This is a genomic window from Ventrimonas faecis (assembly GCF_040096075.1).
GTDB classification, from domain to species: Bacteria; Bacillota; Clostridia; order Lachnospirales; family Lachnospiraceae; genus Brotaphodocola; species Brotaphodocola faecis.
This window is the reverse complement of sequence record NZ_JBBMFJ010000006.1, coordinates 14,478-32,645: the sequence shown is the minus strand read 5'-3', so window position 1 is coordinate 32,645 and position 18,168 is coordinate 14,478. Positions and strand designations below refer to the sequence as shown.

At 50.5% G+C, this 18,168-nt stretch carries 19 protein-coding genes; 10 read left to right on the top strand and 9 right to left on the bottom strand.

Features of this window, described 5'->3' with window-relative positions:
* Nucleotides 1-226 precede the first annotated feature (226 nt).
* Nucleotides 227-715, top strand: coding sequence for a hypothetical protein (locus WMO41_RS04440; RefSeq protein ID WP_002569239.1), 489 nt, complete (start codon nt 227-229; stop codon nt 713-715).
* 152 nt (nt 716-867) lie between these two features.
* Here WMO41_RS04440 and WMO41_RS04435 read toward each other — a convergent pair whose 3' ends face one another.
* On the bottom strand, nt 868-993 hold the full coding sequence (locus tag WMO41_RS04435; RefSeq protein ID WP_007037420.1) for a hypothetical protein: 126 nt from the start codon (nt 991-993) through the stop codon (nt 868-870).
* Nucleotides 994-1,342: 349 nt separating this feature from the next.
* Between WMO41_RS04435 and WMO41_RS04430 the strand changes: the two genes are divergently transcribed.
* The 7 genes from WMO41_RS04430 (at nt 1,343) to WMO41_RS04400 (ending at nt 7,377) form a co-directional block, all read left to right on the top strand.
* Nucleotides 1,343-1,738: a plasmid mobilization protein gene (locus WMO41_RS04430; protein ID WP_002594236.1), complete on the top strand. Its 396-nt coding sequence runs from the start codon at nt 1,343-1,345 to the stop codon at nt 1,736-1,738.
* Complete coding sequence (locus tag WMO41_RS04425; RefSeq protein ID WP_002594235.1) at nt 1,710-3,335, top strand: relaxase/mobilization nuclease domain-containing protein; 1,626 nt, start codon at nt 1,710-1,712, stop codon at nt 3,333-3,335. The genes WMO41_RS04430 and WMO41_RS04425 overlap by 29 nt, the downstream gene beginning before the upstream one ends.
* Nucleotides 3,325-3,711, top strand: a complete 387-nt coding sequence (locus WMO41_RS04420) for a cysteine-rich VLP domain-containing protein (protein ID WP_002594234.1) — start codon at nt 3,325-3,327, stop codon at nt 3,709-3,711. The genes WMO41_RS04425 and WMO41_RS04420 overlap by 11 nt, the downstream gene beginning before the upstream one ends.
* A 130-nt stretch (nt 3,712-3,841) precedes the next feature.
* The gene (locus tag WMO41_RS04415; RefSeq protein WP_002594233.1) at nt 3,842-4,582 is read left to right on the top strand and encodes a replication initiator protein A; all 741 of its coding nucleotides are present in this window, start codon (nt 3,842-3,844) and stop codon (nt 4,580-4,582) included.
* Entirely contained in the window at nt 4,579-5,433 is an 855-nt protein-coding gene (locus WMO41_RS04410) for an ATP-binding protein (RefSeq protein WP_002594232.1), read from the top strand. The genes WMO41_RS04415 and WMO41_RS04410 overlap by 4 nt, the downstream gene beginning before the upstream one ends.
* Entirely contained in the window at nt 5,430-5,624 is a 195-nt protein-coding gene (locus WMO41_RS04405; RefSeq protein ID WP_349228727.1) for a transposon-encoded TnpW family protein, read from the top strand. Before WMO41_RS04410 ends, WMO41_RS04405 begins: the two co-directional genes overlap by 4 nt.
* Nucleotides 5,625-5,751: 127 nt before the next feature.
* The gene (locus WMO41_RS04400) at nt 5,752-7,377 is read left to right on the top strand and encodes a recombinase family protein (protein ID WP_002594230.1); all 1,626 of its coding nucleotides are present in this window, start codon (nt 5,752-5,754) and stop codon (nt 7,375-7,377) included.
* Nucleotides 7,378-7,452: 75 nt separating this feature from the next.
* On the opposite strand, the gene WMO41_RS04395 is transcribed toward WMO41_RS04400, so the two are convergent.
* From WMO41_RS04395 to WMO41_RS04385, 3 genes are all read right to left on the bottom strand, one after another.
* Nucleotides 7,453-9,222: an alpha/beta hydrolase family protein gene (locus WMO41_RS04395; protein ID WP_349228726.1), complete on the bottom strand. Its 1,770-nt coding sequence runs from the start codon at nt 9,220-9,222 to the stop codon at nt 7,453-7,455.
* A gap of 303 nt (nt 9,223-9,525) precedes the next feature.
* Nucleotides 9,526-9,759, bottom strand: a complete 234-nt coding sequence (locus tag WMO41_RS04390; RefSeq protein ID WP_349228725.1) for a hypothetical protein — start codon at nt 9,757-9,759, stop codon at nt 9,526-9,528.
* Nucleotides 9,760-10,044: 285 nt separating this feature from the next.
* Complete coding sequence (locus tag WMO41_RS04385; protein ID WP_349228724.1) at nt 10,045-10,659, bottom strand: C40 family peptidase; 615 nt, start codon at nt 10,657-10,659, stop codon at nt 10,045-10,047.
* A gap of 202 nt (nt 10,660-10,861) precedes the next feature.
* Between WMO41_RS04385 and WMO41_RS04380 the strand changes: the two genes are divergently transcribed.
* Nucleotides 10,862-11,944 carry a M23 family metallopeptidase gene (locus tag WMO41_RS04380; protein WP_349228723.1) on the top strand — a complete coding sequence of 361 codons (1,083 nt, stop codon included), beginning with the start codon at nt 10,862-10,864 and terminating at the stop codon, nt 11,942-11,944.
* A 28-nt stretch (nt 11,945-11,972) separates the two neighbouring features.
* Here WMO41_RS04380 and WMO41_RS04375 read toward each other — a convergent pair whose 3' ends face one another.
* The gene (locus tag WMO41_RS04375) at nt 11,973-12,476 is read right to left on the bottom strand and encodes a DUF1700 domain-containing protein (RefSeq protein WP_349228722.1); all 504 of its coding nucleotides are present in this window, start codon (nt 12,474-12,476) and stop codon (nt 11,973-11,975) included.
* Between the two features lie 102 nt (nt 12,477-12,578).
* Here WMO41_RS04375 and WMO41_RS04370 point away from each other — a divergent pair, with 102 nt between their 5' ends.
* On the top strand, nt 12,579-13,385 hold the full coding sequence (locus tag WMO41_RS04370; RefSeq protein WP_349228721.1) for an MBL fold metallo-hydrolase: 807 nt from the start codon (nt 12,579-12,581) through the stop codon (nt 13,383-13,385).
* Nucleotides 13,386-13,511: 126 nt separating this feature from the next.
* Here WMO41_RS04370 and WMO41_RS04365 read toward each other — a convergent pair whose 3' ends face one another.
* The 4 genes from WMO41_RS04365 to recA form a co-directional block, all read right to left on the bottom strand.
* A complete protein-coding gene (locus WMO41_RS04365) occupies nt 13,512-14,498 on the bottom strand; it encodes a cell wall-binding protein (RefSeq protein WP_349228720.1) in 987 nt (328 codons plus the stop codon).
* A 221-nt stretch (nt 14,499-14,719) separates the two neighbouring features.
* On the bottom strand, nt 14,720-16,264 hold the full coding sequence (rny, locus tag WMO41_RS04360) for a ribonuclease Y (protein ID WP_349228719.1): 1,545 nt from the start codon (nt 16,262-16,264) through the stop codon (nt 14,720-14,722).
* A 259-nt stretch (nt 16,265-16,523) separates the two neighbouring features.
* Nucleotides 16,524-16,991, bottom strand: a complete 468-nt coding sequence (locus WMO41_RS04355) for a regulatory protein RecX (protein ID WP_349228718.1) — start codon at nt 16,989-16,991, stop codon at nt 16,524-16,526.
* Nucleotides 16,992-16,994: 3 nt separating this feature from the next.
* Nucleotides 16,995-18,083, bottom strand: coding sequence for a recombinase RecA (gene recA, locus WMO41_RS04350; protein ID WP_349228717.1), 1,089 nt, complete (start codon nt 18,081-18,083; stop codon nt 16,995-16,997).
* Nucleotides 18,084-18,168: the final 85 nt, after the last annotated feature.

Sequence of the window (18,168 nt, the reverse complement as noted above, 5' to 3'; positions counted from 1 at the left end):
AATTTGTGGAGAAGTAAGCATTTATGAAGTTGAGACGATTGAAATGTCTCACAAATGGGTGAATGGTGCATGTGTATATTGCAACAAAGGTTACGCGAAAGAGATAAATTAACATAGTATCATTACCGGCAAGTTTATAATCAAAAAATAGAAAGCATTGAGAATATTTCATAATTTCTTGAAAGTACTCTCAGTGCTTTCTTTGATAATATGAAAGGAGAAATAAATGCAAAAAAAACAACTTTCTGTATTAGTACTAATTATTTTATGCTTTTTATTAGGATGTAACAGAGAAACACCAAAAGATGAATCTCAACAAAATTATGAAGATGAATCTAATATTTCTAAAACAAATGGAGAAGAACTTGTAAATATAAACAGTGAATTGTTAGGTTCGACTCCTTTTGATATCCAAATCGATAAAACAGCATTGCAGACTAGAAAAGAAACAGAAACAGAAGTTACAATAAAGACAAATTTAACAGACTGGGGTTATACTGTTTCTTCTGAAAAAGGGAAAATATCTGATATAAATAAAAATTCATTCATATATATAGCACCTAAAGATGAGAGGGATGATACTATAAAAATACAATTATCGGACTATGAAAATGGCATATCATATGAATATACAATTCCACTTATTTTTGCGGGAAACAATGAACATTCTTTAGATAAATTCAAGGAAAATCTTTCAAGATTACCTAATAGTTAGTAAAGAGTCGATAGACTAAAGTACCACCATCCTCTTTTATTTCAACTGAATATCCATCCCGCCGCACCGCAGCGGCACATGAAGCAGTAAATCCGAAAAAGATTTGCTGCTTTTTTTGCGTCCATTTTTGGCAAATTTCCAAAAGTTCCGTATTAGACAGTGAAACCAAAAAAGGCTGCCATTTTTTTCAGACAGCGGGCAAAACGCAGCTTCCGAAACGCCTTATTGTCGGGAAAGACCGAGCCGCCGGAAAAGTTCTTGCCGGAAAGTCCGTCCATTCTGCTCTTTTGTGGTTTGTAGGGAGTAAGGGAAAAACGCCAGCCCGCAGCCTTTTATAAAAAAAGCTGGTTATAGATTTTCTGAAAAAGTGGCAGTAGCAAGTGAACGGCAGGCCGGCAGTTTCTTAGAGCAAGATTCTACCGAGGTGCCAAAATTCGCTTATCGCTCATTTTGCCCCTGCGGGAATCTTGTTGGGGAGTGCCTTCCCCAAACCCTGCTTATGCGGCTTGCGCCGCTGAAAAACCCCTCAAAATATTTTTCGGATTTTTCAAAAACAGTTCCGCTTCACACCCTGTTTTTCTCCTATTAGTGAGAGGACACCACGCACAGAAAGGAGGTCAACCACCTATGAAACGATACAACACGCCGCACCGCAGCCGGGTAGTCAAAACACGCATGACCGAGGAAGAATACGCCGAGTTTGCCCAGCGGCTTTCTGCTTACCACATGAGCCAAGCCGAGTTTATCCGGCAAGCCATAACCGGGGCAGCCATACGCCCCATCATAACCGTTTCCCCCATCAATGACGAGCTGCTTGCCGCTGTCGGGAAGCTGACCGCCGAATACGGGAGGATCGGCGGCAACTTAAACCAGATAGCCCGGACGCTGAACGAGTGGCACAGTCCCTATCCGCAGCTTGCCGGGGAGGTACGGGCGGCGGTTTCCGACCTTGCTGCCCTAAAGTTTGAAGTCTTGCAGAAAGTGGGTGACGCTGTTGGCAACATTCAAACATATCAGCTCTAAAAACGCCGACTATGGCGCAGCGGAAGCCTATCTCACATTTGAGCATGACGAGTTTACCATGAAAGCCACCCTTGATGAAAACGGGCGGCTGATACCGAGGGAGGATTACCGCATTTCTTCCCTCAACTGCGGGGGCGAGGATTTCGCTGTTGCCTGTATGCGAGCCAATCTCCGCTATGAGAAAAACCAAAAACGGGAAGATGTGAAAAGCCACCACTATATCATCAGCTTTGACCCACGGGACGGGACAGACAACGGCTTGACCGTAGACCGGGCGCAGGAGCTGGGCGAGCAGTTCTGCAAGGAGCATTTCCCCGGACACCAAGCCCTAATCTGCACCCACCCGGACGGGCATAACCACAGCGGGAATATCCATGTGCATATCGTCATCAACTCCCTGCGGATTTACGAAGTCCCGCTTCTGCCCTACATGGACAGACCAGCCGACACGCTGGAGGGCTGCAAGCACCGCTGCACCAACGCCGCTATGGAATATTTCAAGAGCGAAGTCATGGAAATGTGCCACCGGGAGGGGCTTTACCAAATCGACCTCTTGAACGGCAGCAAGGAACGGATAACCGAACGGGAATACTGGGCGGCAAAGAAAGGGCAGCTTGCCCTTGACAAAGAGAACGCCGCCAGAGAAGCCGCCGGACAGCCGACCAAGCCCACCAAGTTTGAAACGGACAAGGCGAAGCTGCGCCGGACGATACGGCAGGCACTTTCCCAAGCTGGCAGCTTTGACGAGTTTTCTTCCCTTTTGCTGCGGGAGGGTGTGACCGTCAAGGAGAGCCGGGGGCGGCTTTCCTACCTCACGCCGGACAGGACAAAGCCTATCACAGCCCGAAAGCTGGGGGACGATTTTGACAAGGCTGCTGTCCTTGCCCTGCTCACGCAGAACGCCCACAGAGCTGCCGAACAGACCAAAGCCATACCCGAATACCCTGCCGCAGTTAAAAAGCCGTTACAAGGGGAAAAAGCTGCAAAAACCACCCCGGCAGACAACACCTTGCAGCGCATGGTTGACCGGGAAGCCAAGCGAGCCGAGGGCAAGGGCGTGGGCTATGACCGCTGGGCGGCAAAGCACAACCTAAAGCAAATGGCAGCTACCGTTACCGCCTATCAGCAGTACGGCTTTTCCTCCCCGGAGGAACTGGACGAAGCCTGTTCTGCCGCCTATGCCGCCATGCAGGAAAGCCTTGCGTGGTTGAAGCAGGTGGAAAAGACGCTGAACGGGAAAAAGGAGCTGCAACGGCAGGTGCTTGCCTATTCCAAGACCCGCCCTGTCCGGGACGGGCTGAAACAGCAGAAAAACGCCAAAGCAAAAGCAGCCTACCGTCAGAAGCATGAAAGTGACTTTATCATAGCAGACGCAGCCGCCCGCTATTTCAGGGAGAACGGCATTTCCAAGCTGCCGAGCTATAAATCCCTGCAAGCAGAGATTGAAAGCCTTATCAAAGAGAAAAACAGCGGCTACAACGATTACCGGGCAAAACGGGAGGAGTACCGCCGCTTGCAGACTGTCAAGGGCAATATCGACCAGATTTTACGCCGGAGCGAGCCGCAGCGCAGAAAGGAGCAGAGCCATGAACGGTAATATCCCCCGCATGGACTACCGCCAGTACCGGGCAGCCCGCCGCCTTGTGCATGAGTGCTGCAACTATGACAGCGGGAACTGCCTGCTGTTGGAGGACGGCGAGCCTTGCGTGTGTGTACAGAGTATCAGCTATTCGCTGCTCTGCCGCTGGTTTACCGCCGCTGTCCTGCCCCTTGATGAAGCACTGGAAGCCGCCCTCTTGCGCCGGGGAAGCCGGAAACGCTGCGCTGTCTGCGGGGCGTTCTTCTTCCCAAAATCCAACCGGGGGAAATACTGCCCGGACTGCGCCGGACGCATGAAGCGGATAAACGCCGCCAAACGGAAGCGGAAACAAAGGGAGAAATGTCACGCTTTAGGGCATTTCAAACCCGCATAAATCAAGGCTTTTTTGGAGGGTGTCAAAGGGTGCGTGATACATTTATCCTTTTCCCTTAAAAACGCCCCCTAAAAGCGTAACAGAACCCACAGACAGACACCACAAGGAGGTGAACCCTATCGCTGATTATATGACCGCAGGAACGGAGCTGCCCGCTTACCTGCCTTACCCCCGTTTCCTGCTGGAAACAGACCTATCCCACACCGCAAGAGAGTTATATGCGCTGCTGTTAGACCGTTCCACCCTTTCGCAGAAGAACGGCTGGCAGGACAGCGAGGGACGGACATACATTGTCTACCCCATAGCAGAGATAGCGGAAATGCTGGATAAAGGCTGCACCACCATAAAGGGCGCACTGAACGAACTGGACGCTGCCGGGCTGCTGGAACGCAGACGGACGGGCTTTTCTGCCGCCAACCGTCTGTATGTGAAAGTGCCGCCTATCCCAGTGGTACAGTTTTCCGACCAACTGACGGACGGAAAACCGCCCCTCATAAGGGCGGGAAACCGACCAACTGACAGCCGGAAAACTGACCTTATGACGGTCGGAAAACCGTCCCCTAACCAAACTAATATAAACAACCTAATAGAGAGCCAAACAAAAGGAGCGAGTGAGGGGCAGCCCCCCGCCGCTTATGGCAGATATAAAAATGTATTTCTTTCTGACACAGAACTTTTGGAGCTGGAACAGGACTTCCCCGGCAAGTGGGAGTATTACCTTGACCGCCTTTCCTGCCACATCGCTTCCACCGGGAAGCAGTACCAGAGCCATGCAGCCACCATTTACAAGTGGGCGCAGGAGGACGCTGCCAAAGAGAAGCCAAAGAAAGGCATACCGGACTATTCATTCAAGGAGGGAGAAAGCCTATGACCGATACAATCCACAACACCATACTGCCTATGACCGACACCACAGCCGAGCCGGAGGATTACACCGGGGAGGACGGGCTTTTATACTGCGGCAAATGCCGGAAACCCAAAGAAGCCTATTTCCCGGAGGGCAAGACCTTTTTCGGGCGTGACCGCCACCCGTCAGAGTGCGACTGCCAGCGGGCAGCCCGTAAGGAACGGGAAGCCGCCGAGAAGCGGCGCAGCCACCTTGAAACGGTGGAACGGCTGAAACGGCAGGGCTTTACAGACAAGACCATGCAGGACTGGACATTTGCCAACGATAACGGCAGCTGCCCGCAGATGAAGAACGCCGCCGGATATGTGGCACGCTGGGAACAGATAAAGGACGGGAACTACGGGCTGCTCTTGTGGGGCAGGGTAGGCACTGGGAAAAGCTATTTTGCCGGGTGTATTGCAAACGCCCTCATGGAGCAGGAAGTCCCGGTGTGCATGACAAACTTTGCAGCAATATTAAACGACCTTGCCGCCAGCTTTGCGGGCAGGAACGAATATATTTCCCGCCTTTGCAGCTTCCCCCTGCTCATCATTGACGATTTTGGAATGGAGCGTGGCACAGAATACGGTCTGGAACAGGTCTACAATGTGATTGACAGCCGCTACCGGAGCAGGAAGCCGCTGATTGTGACGACCAACCTCACGCTGGAGGAATTGCAGCACCCGGAGGACACCGCCCACGCCCGGATTTATGACCGCCTGCTTGAAATGTGTTCCCCTCTCTGCTTTACCGGGGAGAATTTGAGGAAAGCCGCCGCACAGGGAAAAATGGAACAGCTGAAACGGCTGCTTGCCGGAAAGGAGATTTGCCTATGACCGACACCCAGAGAAACAAACGCCCTGCCCGCCGCCCGGACTGCGTGACCGAAACGAGGATAGGCAACACAATCCTTGTGGTGTCTGGCTTTTTCAAGGAGGGGGCGACCGACACCGCCGCTGACAAGATGATGAAAGTGCTGGAAGCAGAAGCCGCCGCCGGATATTTGATCTGTGATAAGCCTGATTGAAAAACCGTCATTTTTACCGACCGTAAAGAAGCAGATTTGACGCTTTTGCCGCTATACAGACAGCCGCCCCATGTGGTACAATCAAGGTACGGAATAGTGGGGCTGGCTGTCGGAAACGGAGGAATTTATGTTAAGACAGACCACCCAGCAACTCATTACCGCCCTTTACCCAAGACTGTCCCATGAGGACGAGCTGCAAGGCGAGAGCAATTCCATTTCCAACCAAAAGAGGATTTTGGAAACCTATGCCAAACAGAATGGATTTTCTAATCTGCGCTGGTACACCGACGACGGTTATTCCGGTGCGAACTTTCAAAGACCCGGATTTCAAGCCATGCTTGCAGACATTGAAGCAGGGAAAGTCGGGACAGTTATCGTCAAGGATATGTCGAGGTTAGGGCGAAACTACTTACAGGTGGGAATGTACACAGAAATGATTTTCCCACAGAAAGGTGTCCGCTTCATCGCTATCAATGACGGAGTGGACAGCGCACAGGGGGAAAATGATTTTGCCCCGCTGCGGAACATTTTTAACGAATGGCTGGTGAGAGATACGAGCAAGAAAATCAAGGCAGTAAAACGCTCTAAGGGCATGAGCGGAAAGCCCATCACAAGCAAGCCCGTCTATGGCTACCTCATGGACGAGGACGAAAACTTTATCATTGACGAGGAAGCCGCCCCGGTGGTACGGCAGATTTACAGCCTTTGCCTTGCCGGGAACGGTCCGACCAAGATAGCCCGTATGCTGACCGAGCAGCAAATCCCCACGCCGGGGACGCTGGAATACCGCAGGACGGGCAGCACCCGCCGCTACCACCCCGGCTATGAGTGCAAGTGGGCGACCAATACCGTGGTTCATCTGCTGGAAAACCGGGAATATACGGGCTGTCTGGTAAACTTTAAGACCGAGAAGCCGTCCTACAAGCTGAAACACAGCATAGAAAATCCCCCGGAAAAGCAGGCGGTTTTTGAGAACCACCATGAGCCTATCATTGACCGGGAAACGTGGGAACGGGTGCAGGAGTTACGCAAGCAGCGCAAACGCCCCAACCGTTATGACGAAGTGGGCTTGTTCTCCGGCATACTCTTTTGTGCCGACTGCGGCAGCGTCATGTACCAGCAGCGATACCAGACGGACAAGCGCAAGCAGGACTGTTATATCTGCGGAAGCTACAAGAAACGCACCGCCGACTGCACAGCGCACTTTATCCGCACTGACCTCTTGACCGCTGGCGTACTCTCCAATCTGCGGAAAGTTACCAGCTATGCGGCAAAGCATGAAGCCCGGTTTATGAAGCTTTTAATCGAGCAGAATGAGGACGGGGACAGACGCAGGAACGCCGCCAAGAAAAAGGAGCTGGAAGCCGCCGAGAAACGCATAGCCGAGTTATCTGCTATCTTCAAGCGGCTGTATGAGGACAGCGTAACCGGGCGCATATCGGACGAGCGTTTCACAGAGCTGTCGGCAGACTATGAAGCCGAGCAGAAAGAACTGAAAGAACGTGCCGCCAGACTGCGGGAAGAACTTTCCAAAGCGCAGGAAGCCACCGCAAACGCTGAAAAGTTTATGAATGTGGTACGCAGGCACACTACCATTGAAGAACTTACCCCTACTCTGCTGCGGGAGTTTGTGGAGAAAATCGTTGTCCATGAAAGCGTTGCCCTTGACGGGAAACGCCGGGGCAAGTTACGCAGACAGGAAATCGAAATCTATTATTCTTTTGTCGGCAAGGTAGAACTGCCCGACACCTAACCGCCCGACCTATCCGACATACCTCATGTGCCGGATAGGAACGGCAAAATTTTTTACACTTCTATTACTTCTTTATCACACATAAGCAAATGCCGCCGGGATCACACCTACCCAGATATTGCCAAACTTGCGATACAGATAGGTCACAACGCCGGTAGTACCGCCCATCATATAACAGTAACCAAAGGCAAAATCCAGTGCGCCGCAGCTGGTATTCTTGCCGGTTCCATATACATCAATCTGCGGAATCAGAGTCTGACCGGTGCCAAGCATCATGCTGCCACCGTACTGGATGAGTAGCAGCAAAAACAGCGCAAATGCTGTCATAATGGTGTTCACCGCTACTGCAACCCACATATCTTTCCGCGCATCACCCGTTGACGGCAGCACGCGCTGGTTCATATTGCCGATAAACATAACCGTAAAGATGATCAGTACATACGAAATTGCGCGGACAAGACGCATCGGGCTCATCTTCAAATAGGTAGAAAGGTTCCATACCTGATAGTTGATACCGAGAAATCCTTCCAGCAGGCCCAGCCATACAAAGACAAAGGTTACACAGATCAGGCCCATCAGGAGGCCTTTTGCAGGCTTACTCCAGTCGATCCGGCTTTCTGCGGCTCCGCCCAGGGCATACTCAGACAGATGCATCGGCTTTCCTTCTTTTTTCCGTTTGGATGCGGCAAGAATCATCCGCACAATGCCAATTGCGGCTACTACCAGCAGCCATCCCATGATTCCGTTTAAGTTTGCGGAGGTCAGGAATTTCGACCATGGAGTTCCAGCTCCGGTCCATACCATAACGTAAGCGGATACCGGTACAAACAGGATCATCGGGATCACAACTGCAAATAAAACATCCAGTACCCAGGCCTTTGCGCCTTTTCGCGGTGCTTTAACCGGAACAGGATTTGCCGCAGAGGCAAAGAACGGATTCTGCATCAGCAGATTTACCAGAGCTGCCAGTAAAAACATCATCGTCACACAGGCAATTCCGGAAAATACCTGCTGCGGGAACCATGCGGTATCATTTGCCGGACGGGCCACAGGCTCTTCATTTACCGCAGACTCAAAGGACAGGATGGCCTGAATCGTCTCACCACTGATGTTGCCCGTCTGATGCAGTGTTCCGCCAATCTCCGAATAGCGGAACAGCTTTCCATTCCGGTCATAATCCTGACCAGACACAATTTCCGGCAGGCCGGATGCTTTCGTCACATAATCGGTACATGCCTGTGGATCACCAATAAAGAAGTAGTCATACTGATCCGCGTCAGACTTGATCAGGCAGAAATTGGTGTCTACCTCATCAATGCCGCCCGCCATCTGGATCATGAATGGTCCAAAGACCTCACAGATACTCTTGATCTGATCCGGCATAGCCTTGTAGGTCTGAAGAACCGTCTGGGTTCCTGCGGAATAACCAATCAGATTGATGGCATCCTTTTCTACATAAGACAGACTGTTCGCGTACTCTGCAACAGTCTTTGCCTGAATGCTGCGATCCACTAACGGGTCGGATTCACCGCCGCCCTGCAGATCCGGTGAAAGTACCACATAACCTCTGCGTGCCAGCTCCATGCTCCAGGTGTCGTTGGAATGGGCATGGTTGGAACGGCCATGATAGATCACGGCTACCGGTGCCGGTGTTTCATCCGTTGCGTTTTGCGGTATGTAGATCAGGGAACTTACTGTTGTTCCATCCTGGCTGGTCAGATTCAGCCGCTTGATCGTTACGCTGCCCCATCCGGTCTGGAATCCCCAAATCATGACTGAGCACACGATCAGAATTGCCATACAGGCAGCAAAGAAAGAGACTGCCTTATTCTTTTTTCTTTCCATTATCCTTCTCCTTGTGTGTTTTATGAAACGGATTGCTGCGGACCTTTGTGTCCTCATAAAATATAACGCGTTATGTTTTTATAAAATATAACATGTTATATTTTTAACGTCAATTCCAGTTTTCCCTTTTTCCGGGTGTTTCTTTCACTTTCAGCACTCTTGACAATTTTTAGACAAAAAACTATGCACTTTTGCCATAGCATTTTGATGAAAAAGAAAATCAGCGGGCGCATTTGCAGTACGTCCGCTGATCCTGATTTTCGTGTTCGATTTTTCGTTTCGCTCTGCCGGTCCCGCAGCCTGTTAATTTCTGCTGCTGTTATCCATGTTGTTCCGGCTGGAGTTCTGGGTCTTATTCTGACTGGAATTGCGGCTGGAGTTCTGCGCTTTGTTCCGGCTGGAATTGCGGCTGCTGTTCTGGGTACTGTTCTGGCTGGAGTTACGGCTGGTATTCTGGGTGCTGTTCTTCTCAGAATCCATGGAATTGGATGTGTGGCAGTTTCTGCTGTTATCCATATCACTGTAATGATCTCTCATAATGATTCCCTCCTGTTTGGACTTGTAAATTTGTTACGGGATTAGTATGCGGATTTGAGAATCAAATATACCGGCGCGGTTCTGTCTGTTTTTTCCAGATTTTTTGCAGATTATGTGCCGGCCAGAAACGTGTACAGCCAGCGCGCACGTAAAAAGCCAGACAGGGGAGCTGTCTGGCTTTTCTTAGGGAGTATAAATAATTAATAAGGTTGAAGAATGTGACTTAAGGGGATCAGCATTCTTCCGCTTCATTATACTGGATATCTTTGGAAAAAGCAATGTGATTTAAAACATGCTTATAATCTTTACCGGATTTCGGTAGTTCCATTTGGAAATCTTGATGCCGGTCGCGTAAGTAGAAGCATGCACAATTTTACCATCTCCAATGTACATGGCCACATGGTTGATGCCGGAACCGCCGGAGTAAAACAGCAGGTCGCCAGGCTGCATCTGGCTGGAGCTGACTGCGTGGCCCTGGGTTGCCTGGGAACCAGAGGAACGGTTCATACTGATGCCTGCGCCATGCTGCATGACATAACGCACAAAACCGGAACAGTCAACGCCGGTACGCGGGTCATTGCCGCCTGCGCGGTACGGTCCGCCAACAAACTGAAGGGCATAGTTCACGAGATTCTGGCGGGCATTGGCTGCCTCCTCTGCTGCCTCGGCTGCCGCTGCCTCAGCTGCTGCCAGCTCTTCTTCCAGCTTCTTTGCCGCCTGGATTTCTGGAGCCGGTCCATTATCCTCGTCGGAATCTTCTTCCGCCGCAACTTCCAGTACAGTAGAAACCGGAGCTTCCTGGATAACCTCCGGCTCTGCGTGTGCAACCATAGGTTTCTGCCACATCAAACCGCCTGATACTGCCAGCACTGCTGCTATGTATAATACTGTTTTCTTCATGAACCGCTCTCCAATCGTGAATTATTTATTTCTAAATATTACATAATTGTTAACTATGTTACAAACCGATTATACACGTGTGACACTTCTTAGTCAAGCAATCTGGGCAGAATTTACTTTTTCTTAATAATTTTAAAGAACTTTCTGTGATATCTGCATAGATTTTCCCATAAAATGGTTAAAAAGTCAGGAGAACAGCCCCATGAAGTCTTCTCTCCTGTTTCAGTATGCCCTTTCCCGTTTTCTACGCTTCGTGGCTGCGGCCGAAATTCTGATTCTCGCGGCCCTTTGCCTTTCTATCTTTTCCCAGATGCCCGCCGCCAGCACCATCTTCTCCAGTACGAATCAGGCCACTCCATCCGACTCCACAAAATCCGCAGAAAAACGTTTTATCAAATGGGTCGATTTCACCGTTCCCAACGATGCGCTGCGCCAGGCTCTGCGGCTGGATGTGGACAGTTTTACCTCTGACTGCCACTTAAACTGGATCGAGCTTCTGGCTTATCTGGCTGCCCGCTATGGAGGTGATTTTTCCCGCTACCGCGCCGCGGACATGGACGCGCTGGCAGAGCGCATAAAAGGCGGAGCCTCCATGCAGTCCCTGACGGAAAACATGAAATACTACGCCTATTATCTGGAGGCCTATACCGCGGTTCTGGGCGGCATGGTAGGCACTTATGAGATTCAGGAACCGGCCGAAGACGGCAGCGTGTCCTGGGTTGCCAAATACGGCTTAAAGGCCTTTTCTCCCATTGCAAAAAACTTTCCCTACCAGGATTACGATGATTTCGGAGTTTCCCGCAGCTACGGCTATAAACGGCAGCACCTGGGACATGATATGATGGGACAGGTGGGTACCCCAGTCATTGCCGTAGAATCCGGTTATGTGGAAGCCATTGGATGGAACCAGTATGGCGGCTGGAGACTCGGCATCCGCAGCTTTGACAAAAAACGCTACTATTATTACGCGCATCTGCGGAAAAACTATCCCTACCATAAATCCTTAAAAGAGGGAAGTATCGTCCAGGCCGGCGATGTGATCGGCTATCTGGGCCGCACCGGCTACAGCCGCACGGAAAACACCAACAACATCGACGAGCCGCATCTGCATTTCGGGCTCCAGCTCATCTTCGACGAATCCCAGAAAGAGGGAAACAATGAAATCTGGATCGACTGCTACCAGCTTGTCCAGTTCCTGCAGCTGAACCGTTCCGAGACAAAAAAGAACCCGGAAACAAAAGAATATTCCCGGGTTCTTGAAATGCGTGATCCGGCAGTGCCCTGACAGGATCACGTTTCCATTTTCTGTTGTTTTAGCCGCGCGGACCGCGCACCAGCCACATGACCAGTGCCACAATGCCGATCACCGGCAGCAGCGGAATCAGCAAGGTTAAAATTCCGCCTATGATCGTAAGCACCAGTGTGAAAAATAAAATCACAACCACAACGGCCAGAAGCTTCCAGTACCACTTGTTTAAGTTATAGTAATGGATATTGCCAAATCCACCGTAATTTTCGGACTGGGTCTGCTGCGCGTTCTCCTGCTGGCTGCTTCTGCCGCTGTTTCCGGCAAAACTGCCAAAGGGATGGTACTCCTCGTACTCACCCTCTGCCGCTTCCGGCGTAGTATCCAGAATGGTGCGGGCAATCAGGCGCGGGTCGCCCAGCTCGTCCATAATATCAGTTTCAGACCGTCCCTTCTGACGCTCGGAACGGATATAATCATCGTAATAGCGGAGATTGTCACGCACAACTGCCGGCGGAACATTGCTGGAAAGCGCGTTCTCCAGTCCCCGCAGAAATTCTTCTCTATTCAAATCGGTATGCCTCCTCTCAGGTTGCTTTTTTCCTAGAAGTATAGTACCATAAATACCGTAAATTGCAAAGTTTTTACGTAATGATAAGGAGTATAAAATCCTATGGAAGAGCTTTATGTATTCGGCACCGGCAACGCCAATGCCACCCATTATTACAATACCTGTTTCGCCCTGCGCGACGGCGGCCAGTATTTCATGGTCGATGCCGGCGGCGGCAACGGAATCCTGCGGATCCTGGAAGATATGAAGATTGACTACCCGCAGATTCATCACCTGTTCGTGACCCATGAGCACACCGACCATATTCTCGGTGTCATCTGGCTGGTCCGTTTCATTGCCACCCGCATGAAAAATGGCAAATATGACGGAGATTTCCAGATTTACTGCCATGACGGCCTGGTCTCCACCATTGACACATTCTGCAAGCTGACCCTGCAGGACAAATTCTACCGTCTCATCGGTGACCGCATCCACCTGATTCCGGTACACGATGGCGAGACCCTGCATATTCTGGATTACGATGTCACCTTCTTCGACATCCACTCCACCAAAGCACGCCAGTTTGGCTTCACCACCGTTTTGAAAAATGGCAAAAAACTGACCTGCGCCGGTGATGAGCCCTACAATCCGGCCTGTGAACCTTATGTAAAGGGAAGTGACTGGCTACTCCACGAAGCCTTCTGCCTCTACGACGAGCGCGACCGCTTCAAGCCTTATGAGAAGCACCACAGCACCGTTAAAGACGCCGCTGAGCTGGCAGAGAGCCTCCACATTCCGAATCTGGTGCTCTGGCACACCGAAGACAAATCCGTTGGAAAGAGAAAAGAGCTTTATATGGCAGAAGGGAAAGCTTACTACCATGGAAATCTCTATGTTCCGGAAGACCGGGATATCTTAGCACTTTCCTGATTCAAAACCGATAAAAATGGACAGAGCATCTGCTCCTCAGATATTTGCCTGCAAAAACAGCCCAGTTACTCTAAACCGGGCTGTTTTTATTTCTGATCCTCTATTTTGTTTTAACTCTTATCGCGATCAGTTTCTCTTAATTCTTCCATCATAATCCAGAATGTATCCATCCGGAGTCGTAGTATTTTTCAGCATGGCGCCGGAATTGTCACAGTAATATGCCTCTCCGTTCCAGTCAACCCAGCCGGTTCTCATGTAACCGTTCTCATCGAAGATATACCACTTGCCGTCAATCTCTTCCCAGGCATTCTTCGTGTAGGTTCCGTCACTGTGCTGATACCACCAGCCGGTTGTATCGCTCTTCCACTCTCCGGAAACCGGCAGACCGCCTGCTTCTCCGGCACGGATTGCCTTTACCTGATCCGCGCTATAGGAAACTACATTGGACTCTACCCACTTGCCCTTATTGGAGGTGTTCTCTCCATTGACCGGACGTACCTTTACCTGATAGCTTGCCGCCCTGGTCACTTCATTCTTTATGTTGTAATTCGGCTCCGTGGTTGTACGTGCCGTAACACCTACAGCATTGCCATCGCGGTATACCATGACTTCATAGCTTCCAGCTCCGGCAATCGGGCTCCAGACCGCAAAACCATTATTCGTCAGCTCCACCGTTTCTTCTTCATTGAAATCTGCCACATACTCAGACAGGGACGGCAGTTTTACCACCAGCTTCAGAGTCTCGGAAGAATCCTGCTTGGAAGCCTTCACCAGAGTCGCGCCGTCTATTTTTACGTCGCTCAGCTTGGTAAGGGTAAAGTAATATCCGTCCTCCGCGCGCAGATAGATGGCAAGCTCCGGTACGTCATCCGCCGACCAGCCACGCCCTGTATTGTTCACTTCATAGGTGTCATAATAGTACTTGCTGGAATCTTTTACCTCCACGTCCACATCTTCAGAACCCATACGGGTATCCGGCGTAATGGTTGCCTCAACCTTGATGTTCACGGATTTGATCTTCTTTTTGCTGGCTGCCATAACCGGCATAGCCATAAGTCCTGCCATGAGCGCCGCAATTGTAAACATGCCAATGATTTTCTTTTTACTCATCATCTTCCCCACTCTCTTTTCTATAATTTGCTGCTGTCTTCCCAGCCTTTCGCAACTGTTTTATATTTTTCCAGTCACGCTTTTTCTATCGGATTGGATTATTACAGTTTCACTCTATTACATCTTTTTCCCAATGTCAAGACAACGCTCCGATTCGTAAGTTTTCTCATAAAAATGTAAGAAAAAAGACCGATGCTTTTTCAAACATCAGTCTTTTTTGTTTCTTATTTTGCGTAATCGGTTACGCGGGACTCGCGGATTACGTTGACCTTGATCTGGCCCGGATACTCCAGCTCATTCTCAATGCGCTTGGAAATCTCGCGTGCCATCAGAACCATGTCGTCGTCACTTACCTGCTCCGGGATAACCATGATACGAACCTCACGGCCAGCCTGAATTGCGAAGGACTTGTCAACTCCCTTGAAGGAATTGGTGATCTCTTCAAGCTGTTTTAATCGGTTGGTGTATGTCTCCACAGTTTCTCTTCTTGCGCCAGGTCTTGCTGCGGAAATGGTATCTGCAGCCTGTACCAGGCAAGGGATCAGGCCCTGCGGTTCAACATCGCCATGATGGGACTCTACTGCATTGATAACAGTAGGAGACTCTTTGTACTTTCTGCAAAGGTCTGCACCAAGCTGTACATGAGAGCCCTCCATCTCGTGGTCGATGGATTTTCCAATGTCATGCAGTAAACCAGCACGCTTTGCCAGACGCACATCTGCTCCGACCTCTGCGGCCAGCAGACCTGCAAGCTGTGCAACCTCGATAGAATGCTTTAACGCATTCTGACCGTAACTGGTTCTGAATTTCATCTTACCAAGCAGTTTGATCAGTTCCGGATGGATACCGTGGATGCCAACCTCAAGGGCTGCAGCCTCACCATCCTCACGCATATTTGCTTCAACCTCACGCTGTGCTTTTTCTACCATCTCTTCGATTCTCGCCGGATGGATACGTCCATCCACGATCAGGCGCTCCAGGGCAATTCTTGCCACCTCACGCCGTACCGGATCAAAACCGGATAATACGACTGCCTCAGGCGTATCGTCGATGATGAGCTCCACACCGGTCATAGTCTCAAGGGTACGGATGTTACGTCCCTCACGGCCAATGATACGGCCCTTCATTTCATCGTTCGGAAGCTGTACTACGGATACGGTAGTTTCAGCCACATGGTCTGCAGCACATCTCTGAATTGCAGTAACCACATACTCCTTTGCCTTTTTGTCAGCCTCTTCTTTTGCCTTGTTCTCCAGATCCTTGATCATCTTGGCAGTGTCATGCTTGACATCTGCCTCAACAGATCTGAGCAGATACTCTTTTGCCTGTTCGGAGGTTAAACCGGAAATACGCTCCAGTTCCTGTATCCCTTTTTCGTAAAGGGCCTCAACCTCACTGTTACGCTTGTTTAAGGCTTCCTCACGGGATGCAAGTCCGGCTTCCCGCCGTTCCATGTTCTCTGCTTTTTTGTCTAAGTTCTCTTCTTTGCTCAGCACACGTCGTTCATAGCGCTGAAGTTCAGCTCTTCTTTCCTTTGTCTCTTTATCCAGCTCATTCTTAGTCTTTAAAGACTCTTCCTTCGCCTCCAGGAGAGCTTCTCGCTTCTTTGTCTCTGCCGTCTTTAACGCTTCATCTATTATTTCCCTGGCTTTTTCTTCCGCGGTTCCGATCTTGCTTTCGTAAGCATTCTTCCGGTGCGCGGTAGCAACAGCCCAGCTAATAGGCGCCACAACACACAGTGTAATTACAACTGCTATTATCGTTGACACAGGAGCACCTCCTTATTTAGTTTTCATTGTACACCAATACAACACTACAATTTTAAACTGTTTTGTGCACTATGTCAATAAGATACCTTTCATGGGTAAGAATTTTCTGAACTGAAAATTCCGTATGATTCAGTGGTGGCTGCAGATTTTGCCGATTTGGAATGCGAAGCATCGGCAAAATCGCGTTGCTGTTTACACAACGTGTACGCAGCAACGTCAATAACTCTGTAGAAGTTCATTGCGCATCCCACGTCACGAATCAGAAAAATTCTTCCTGTTCTTCCCGCATGCTTTCCATGACTCTGCGGATGGCTTCCCCGGAAAATCCGCGCCGGCCCAGAATCCCCATAATGCGCCGGTACTCTGTTGCTTCCAAACGCTTTCCGGGCTCATATCCCTTCTTCTGGAGGAGCTTTTTAATCTGGCTGTCCTCGTCCACCTCTTCCTCCTGAAGCTGCAGGTCAATGACTTCCCGGGAGACCCCTTTGCGCTCCAGATCCGCCCGGATCTGGCGGCGGCTTTTTCTTGCGGCGCAGGAGCGGATGTAACGCCCCGCATAGGCCTCATCGTCTAAATAACGGTACTCCTTTAAAAAGAGTACCGTCTCCTCAATCTCCTCGGCGCTGTATTCGCGTTCTTTTAACTTCTGGCGCAGTTCCCGCTCTGTGCGGTCACGAAACTCCAGGAGTGCGAGGGCGCACTCCCGGACTGTTCTGTAATCTTTCATGGCTTACTCTGCATCTTCCAGCTCAGCCGCAGCGAATGCTGCGTCCTGGGCCTCTTCCTCGGCTGCATTTGCAGCAAGGGCTGCTACGGTTTCATCTGCCGGGAGCCCGTGCTTCTCACGGACTTTTGTCTCAACCTCAGCGCAGACTGCCGGATGCTCTCTTAAGTAAGATTTGGCATTCTCACGGCCCTGGCCGATCTTGGCGCCGCCGTAGGCATACCAGGCACCACTCTTCTCCACGATGTCGTCCTTGACTGCCAGATCCAGGATATCTCCCTCTTTGGAAATGCCCTGACCAAACATGATGTCAAACTCTGCCTCCTTGAATGGCGGAGCAATCTTGTTCTTTACAACTTTCACGCGGACATGGTTACCAATGACCTCGCCGCCCTGCTTGATGGATTCGACACGGCGCACATCCATGCGGACGGAAGAGTAGAACTTCAGCGCGCGGCCGCCGGTGGTGGTTTCCGGGTTGCCGAACATAACGCCGACCTTCTCACGCAGCTGGTTGATGAAGATGACACAGCAGTTGGACTTGCTGATGATACCGGTCAGCTTACGCAATGCCTGGGACATAAGACGTGCCTGCAGGCCCACGTGGGAATCACCCATCTCGCCGTCAATCTCAGCCTTCGGAACCAGGGCTGCAACAGAGTCCACAATGACAATGTCTACCGCGCCGGAGCGCACCATGGTCTCGGTGATCTCCAGTGCCTGCTCACCGTTGTCCGGCTGGGAAATGTAAAGGTTGTCAATATCTACGCCAATGTTCTTTGCGTATACCGGGTCAAGGGCGTGCTCCGCGTCGATGAAACCGGCAATACCGCCACGCTTCTGCACCTCAGCTACCATGTGGAGCGCTACGGTGGTCTTACCACTGGACTCCGGTCCGTAGATCTCAATGACACGGCCCTTCGGCACACCGCCAAGGCCCAGCGCGATATCCAGGCTGATGGAACCAGTCGGTACAGTTTCAATATTCATGTTGGCGCCGGAATCACCGAGTTTCATGATGGAACCTTTTCCATAGGACTTCTCAATCTGTGTGATGGCAGCGTCAAGGGCTTTTAATTTATCGTCTTTATTCATATTTTCCTCCAAATGCAGAACCAGCGTAGCTACAATCGCTTTTGCAGCTGCGAACAAATGTTCTTTCCGATGTTCTAATCATAGT

What these genes read in the sequence shown, in the direction of transcription:
- WMO41_RS04435 (WP_007037420.1), bottom strand. Translation starts at nt 993, where the DNA reads ATGGACGGACTTTCCGGCAAGAACTTTTCCGGCGGCTCGGTCTTTCCC.
- WMO41_RS04390 (WP_349228725.1), bottom strand. Translation starts at nt 9,759, where the DNA reads ATGAGAGATCATTACAGTGATATGGATAACAGCAGAAACTGCCACACA.
- WMO41_RS04365 (WP_349228720.1), bottom strand. Translation starts at nt 14,498, where the DNA reads ATGATGAGTAAAAAGAAAATCATTGGCATGTTTACAATTGCGGCGCTC.
- WMO41_RS04400 (WP_002594230.1), top strand. Translation starts at nt 5,752, where the DNA reads ATGTTAAGACAGACCACCCAGCAACTCATTACCGCCCTTTACCCAAGA.
- WMO41_RS04420 (WP_002594234.1), top strand. Translation starts at nt 3,325, where the DNA reads ATGAACGGTAATATCCCCCGCATGGACTACCGCCAGTACCGGGCAGCC.
- recA (WP_349228717.1), bottom strand. Translation starts at nt 18,083, where the DNA reads ATGAATAAAGACGATAAATTAAAAGCCCTTGACGCTGCCATCACACAG.
- WMO41_RS04395 (WP_349228726.1), bottom strand. Translation starts at nt 9,222, where the DNA reads ATGGAAAGAAAAAAGAATAAGGCAGTCTCTTTCTTTGCTGCCTGTATG.
- WMO41_RS04385 (WP_349228724.1), bottom strand. Translation starts at nt 10,659, where the DNA reads ATGAAGAAAACAGTATTATACATAGCAGCAGTGCTGGCAGTATCAGGC.
- WMO41_RS04405 (WP_349228727.1), top strand. Translation starts at nt 5,430, where the DNA reads ATGACCGACACCCAGAGAAACAAACGCCCTGCCCGCCGCCCGGACTGC.
- WMO41_RS04415 (WP_002594233.1), top strand. Translation starts at nt 3,842, where the DNA reads ATGACCGCAGGAACGGAGCTGCCCGCTTACCTGCCTTACCCCCGTTTC.
- WMO41_RS04380 (WP_349228723.1), top strand. Translation starts at nt 10,862, where the DNA reads ATGAAGTCTTCTCTCCTGTTTCAGTATGCCCTTTCCCGTTTTCTACGC.
- WMO41_RS04370 (WP_349228721.1), top strand. Translation starts at nt 12,579, where the DNA reads ATGGAAGAGCTTTATGTATTCGGCACCGGCAACGCCAATGCCACCCAT.
- WMO41_RS04410 (WP_002594232.1), top strand. Translation starts at nt 4,579, where the DNA reads ATGACCGATACAATCCACAACACCATACTGCCTATGACCGACACCACA.
- WMO41_RS04430 (WP_002594236.1), top strand. Translation starts at nt 1,343, where the DNA reads ATGAAACGATACAACACGCCGCACCGCAGCCGGGTAGTCAAAACACGC.
- WMO41_RS04440 (WP_002569239.1), top strand. Translation starts at nt 227, where the DNA reads ATGCAAAAAAAACAACTTTCTGTATTAGTACTAATTATTTTATGCTTT.
- WMO41_RS04355 (WP_349228718.1), bottom strand. Translation starts at nt 16,991, where the DNA reads ATGAAAGATTACAGAACAGTCCGGGAGTGCGCCCTCGCACTCCTGGAG.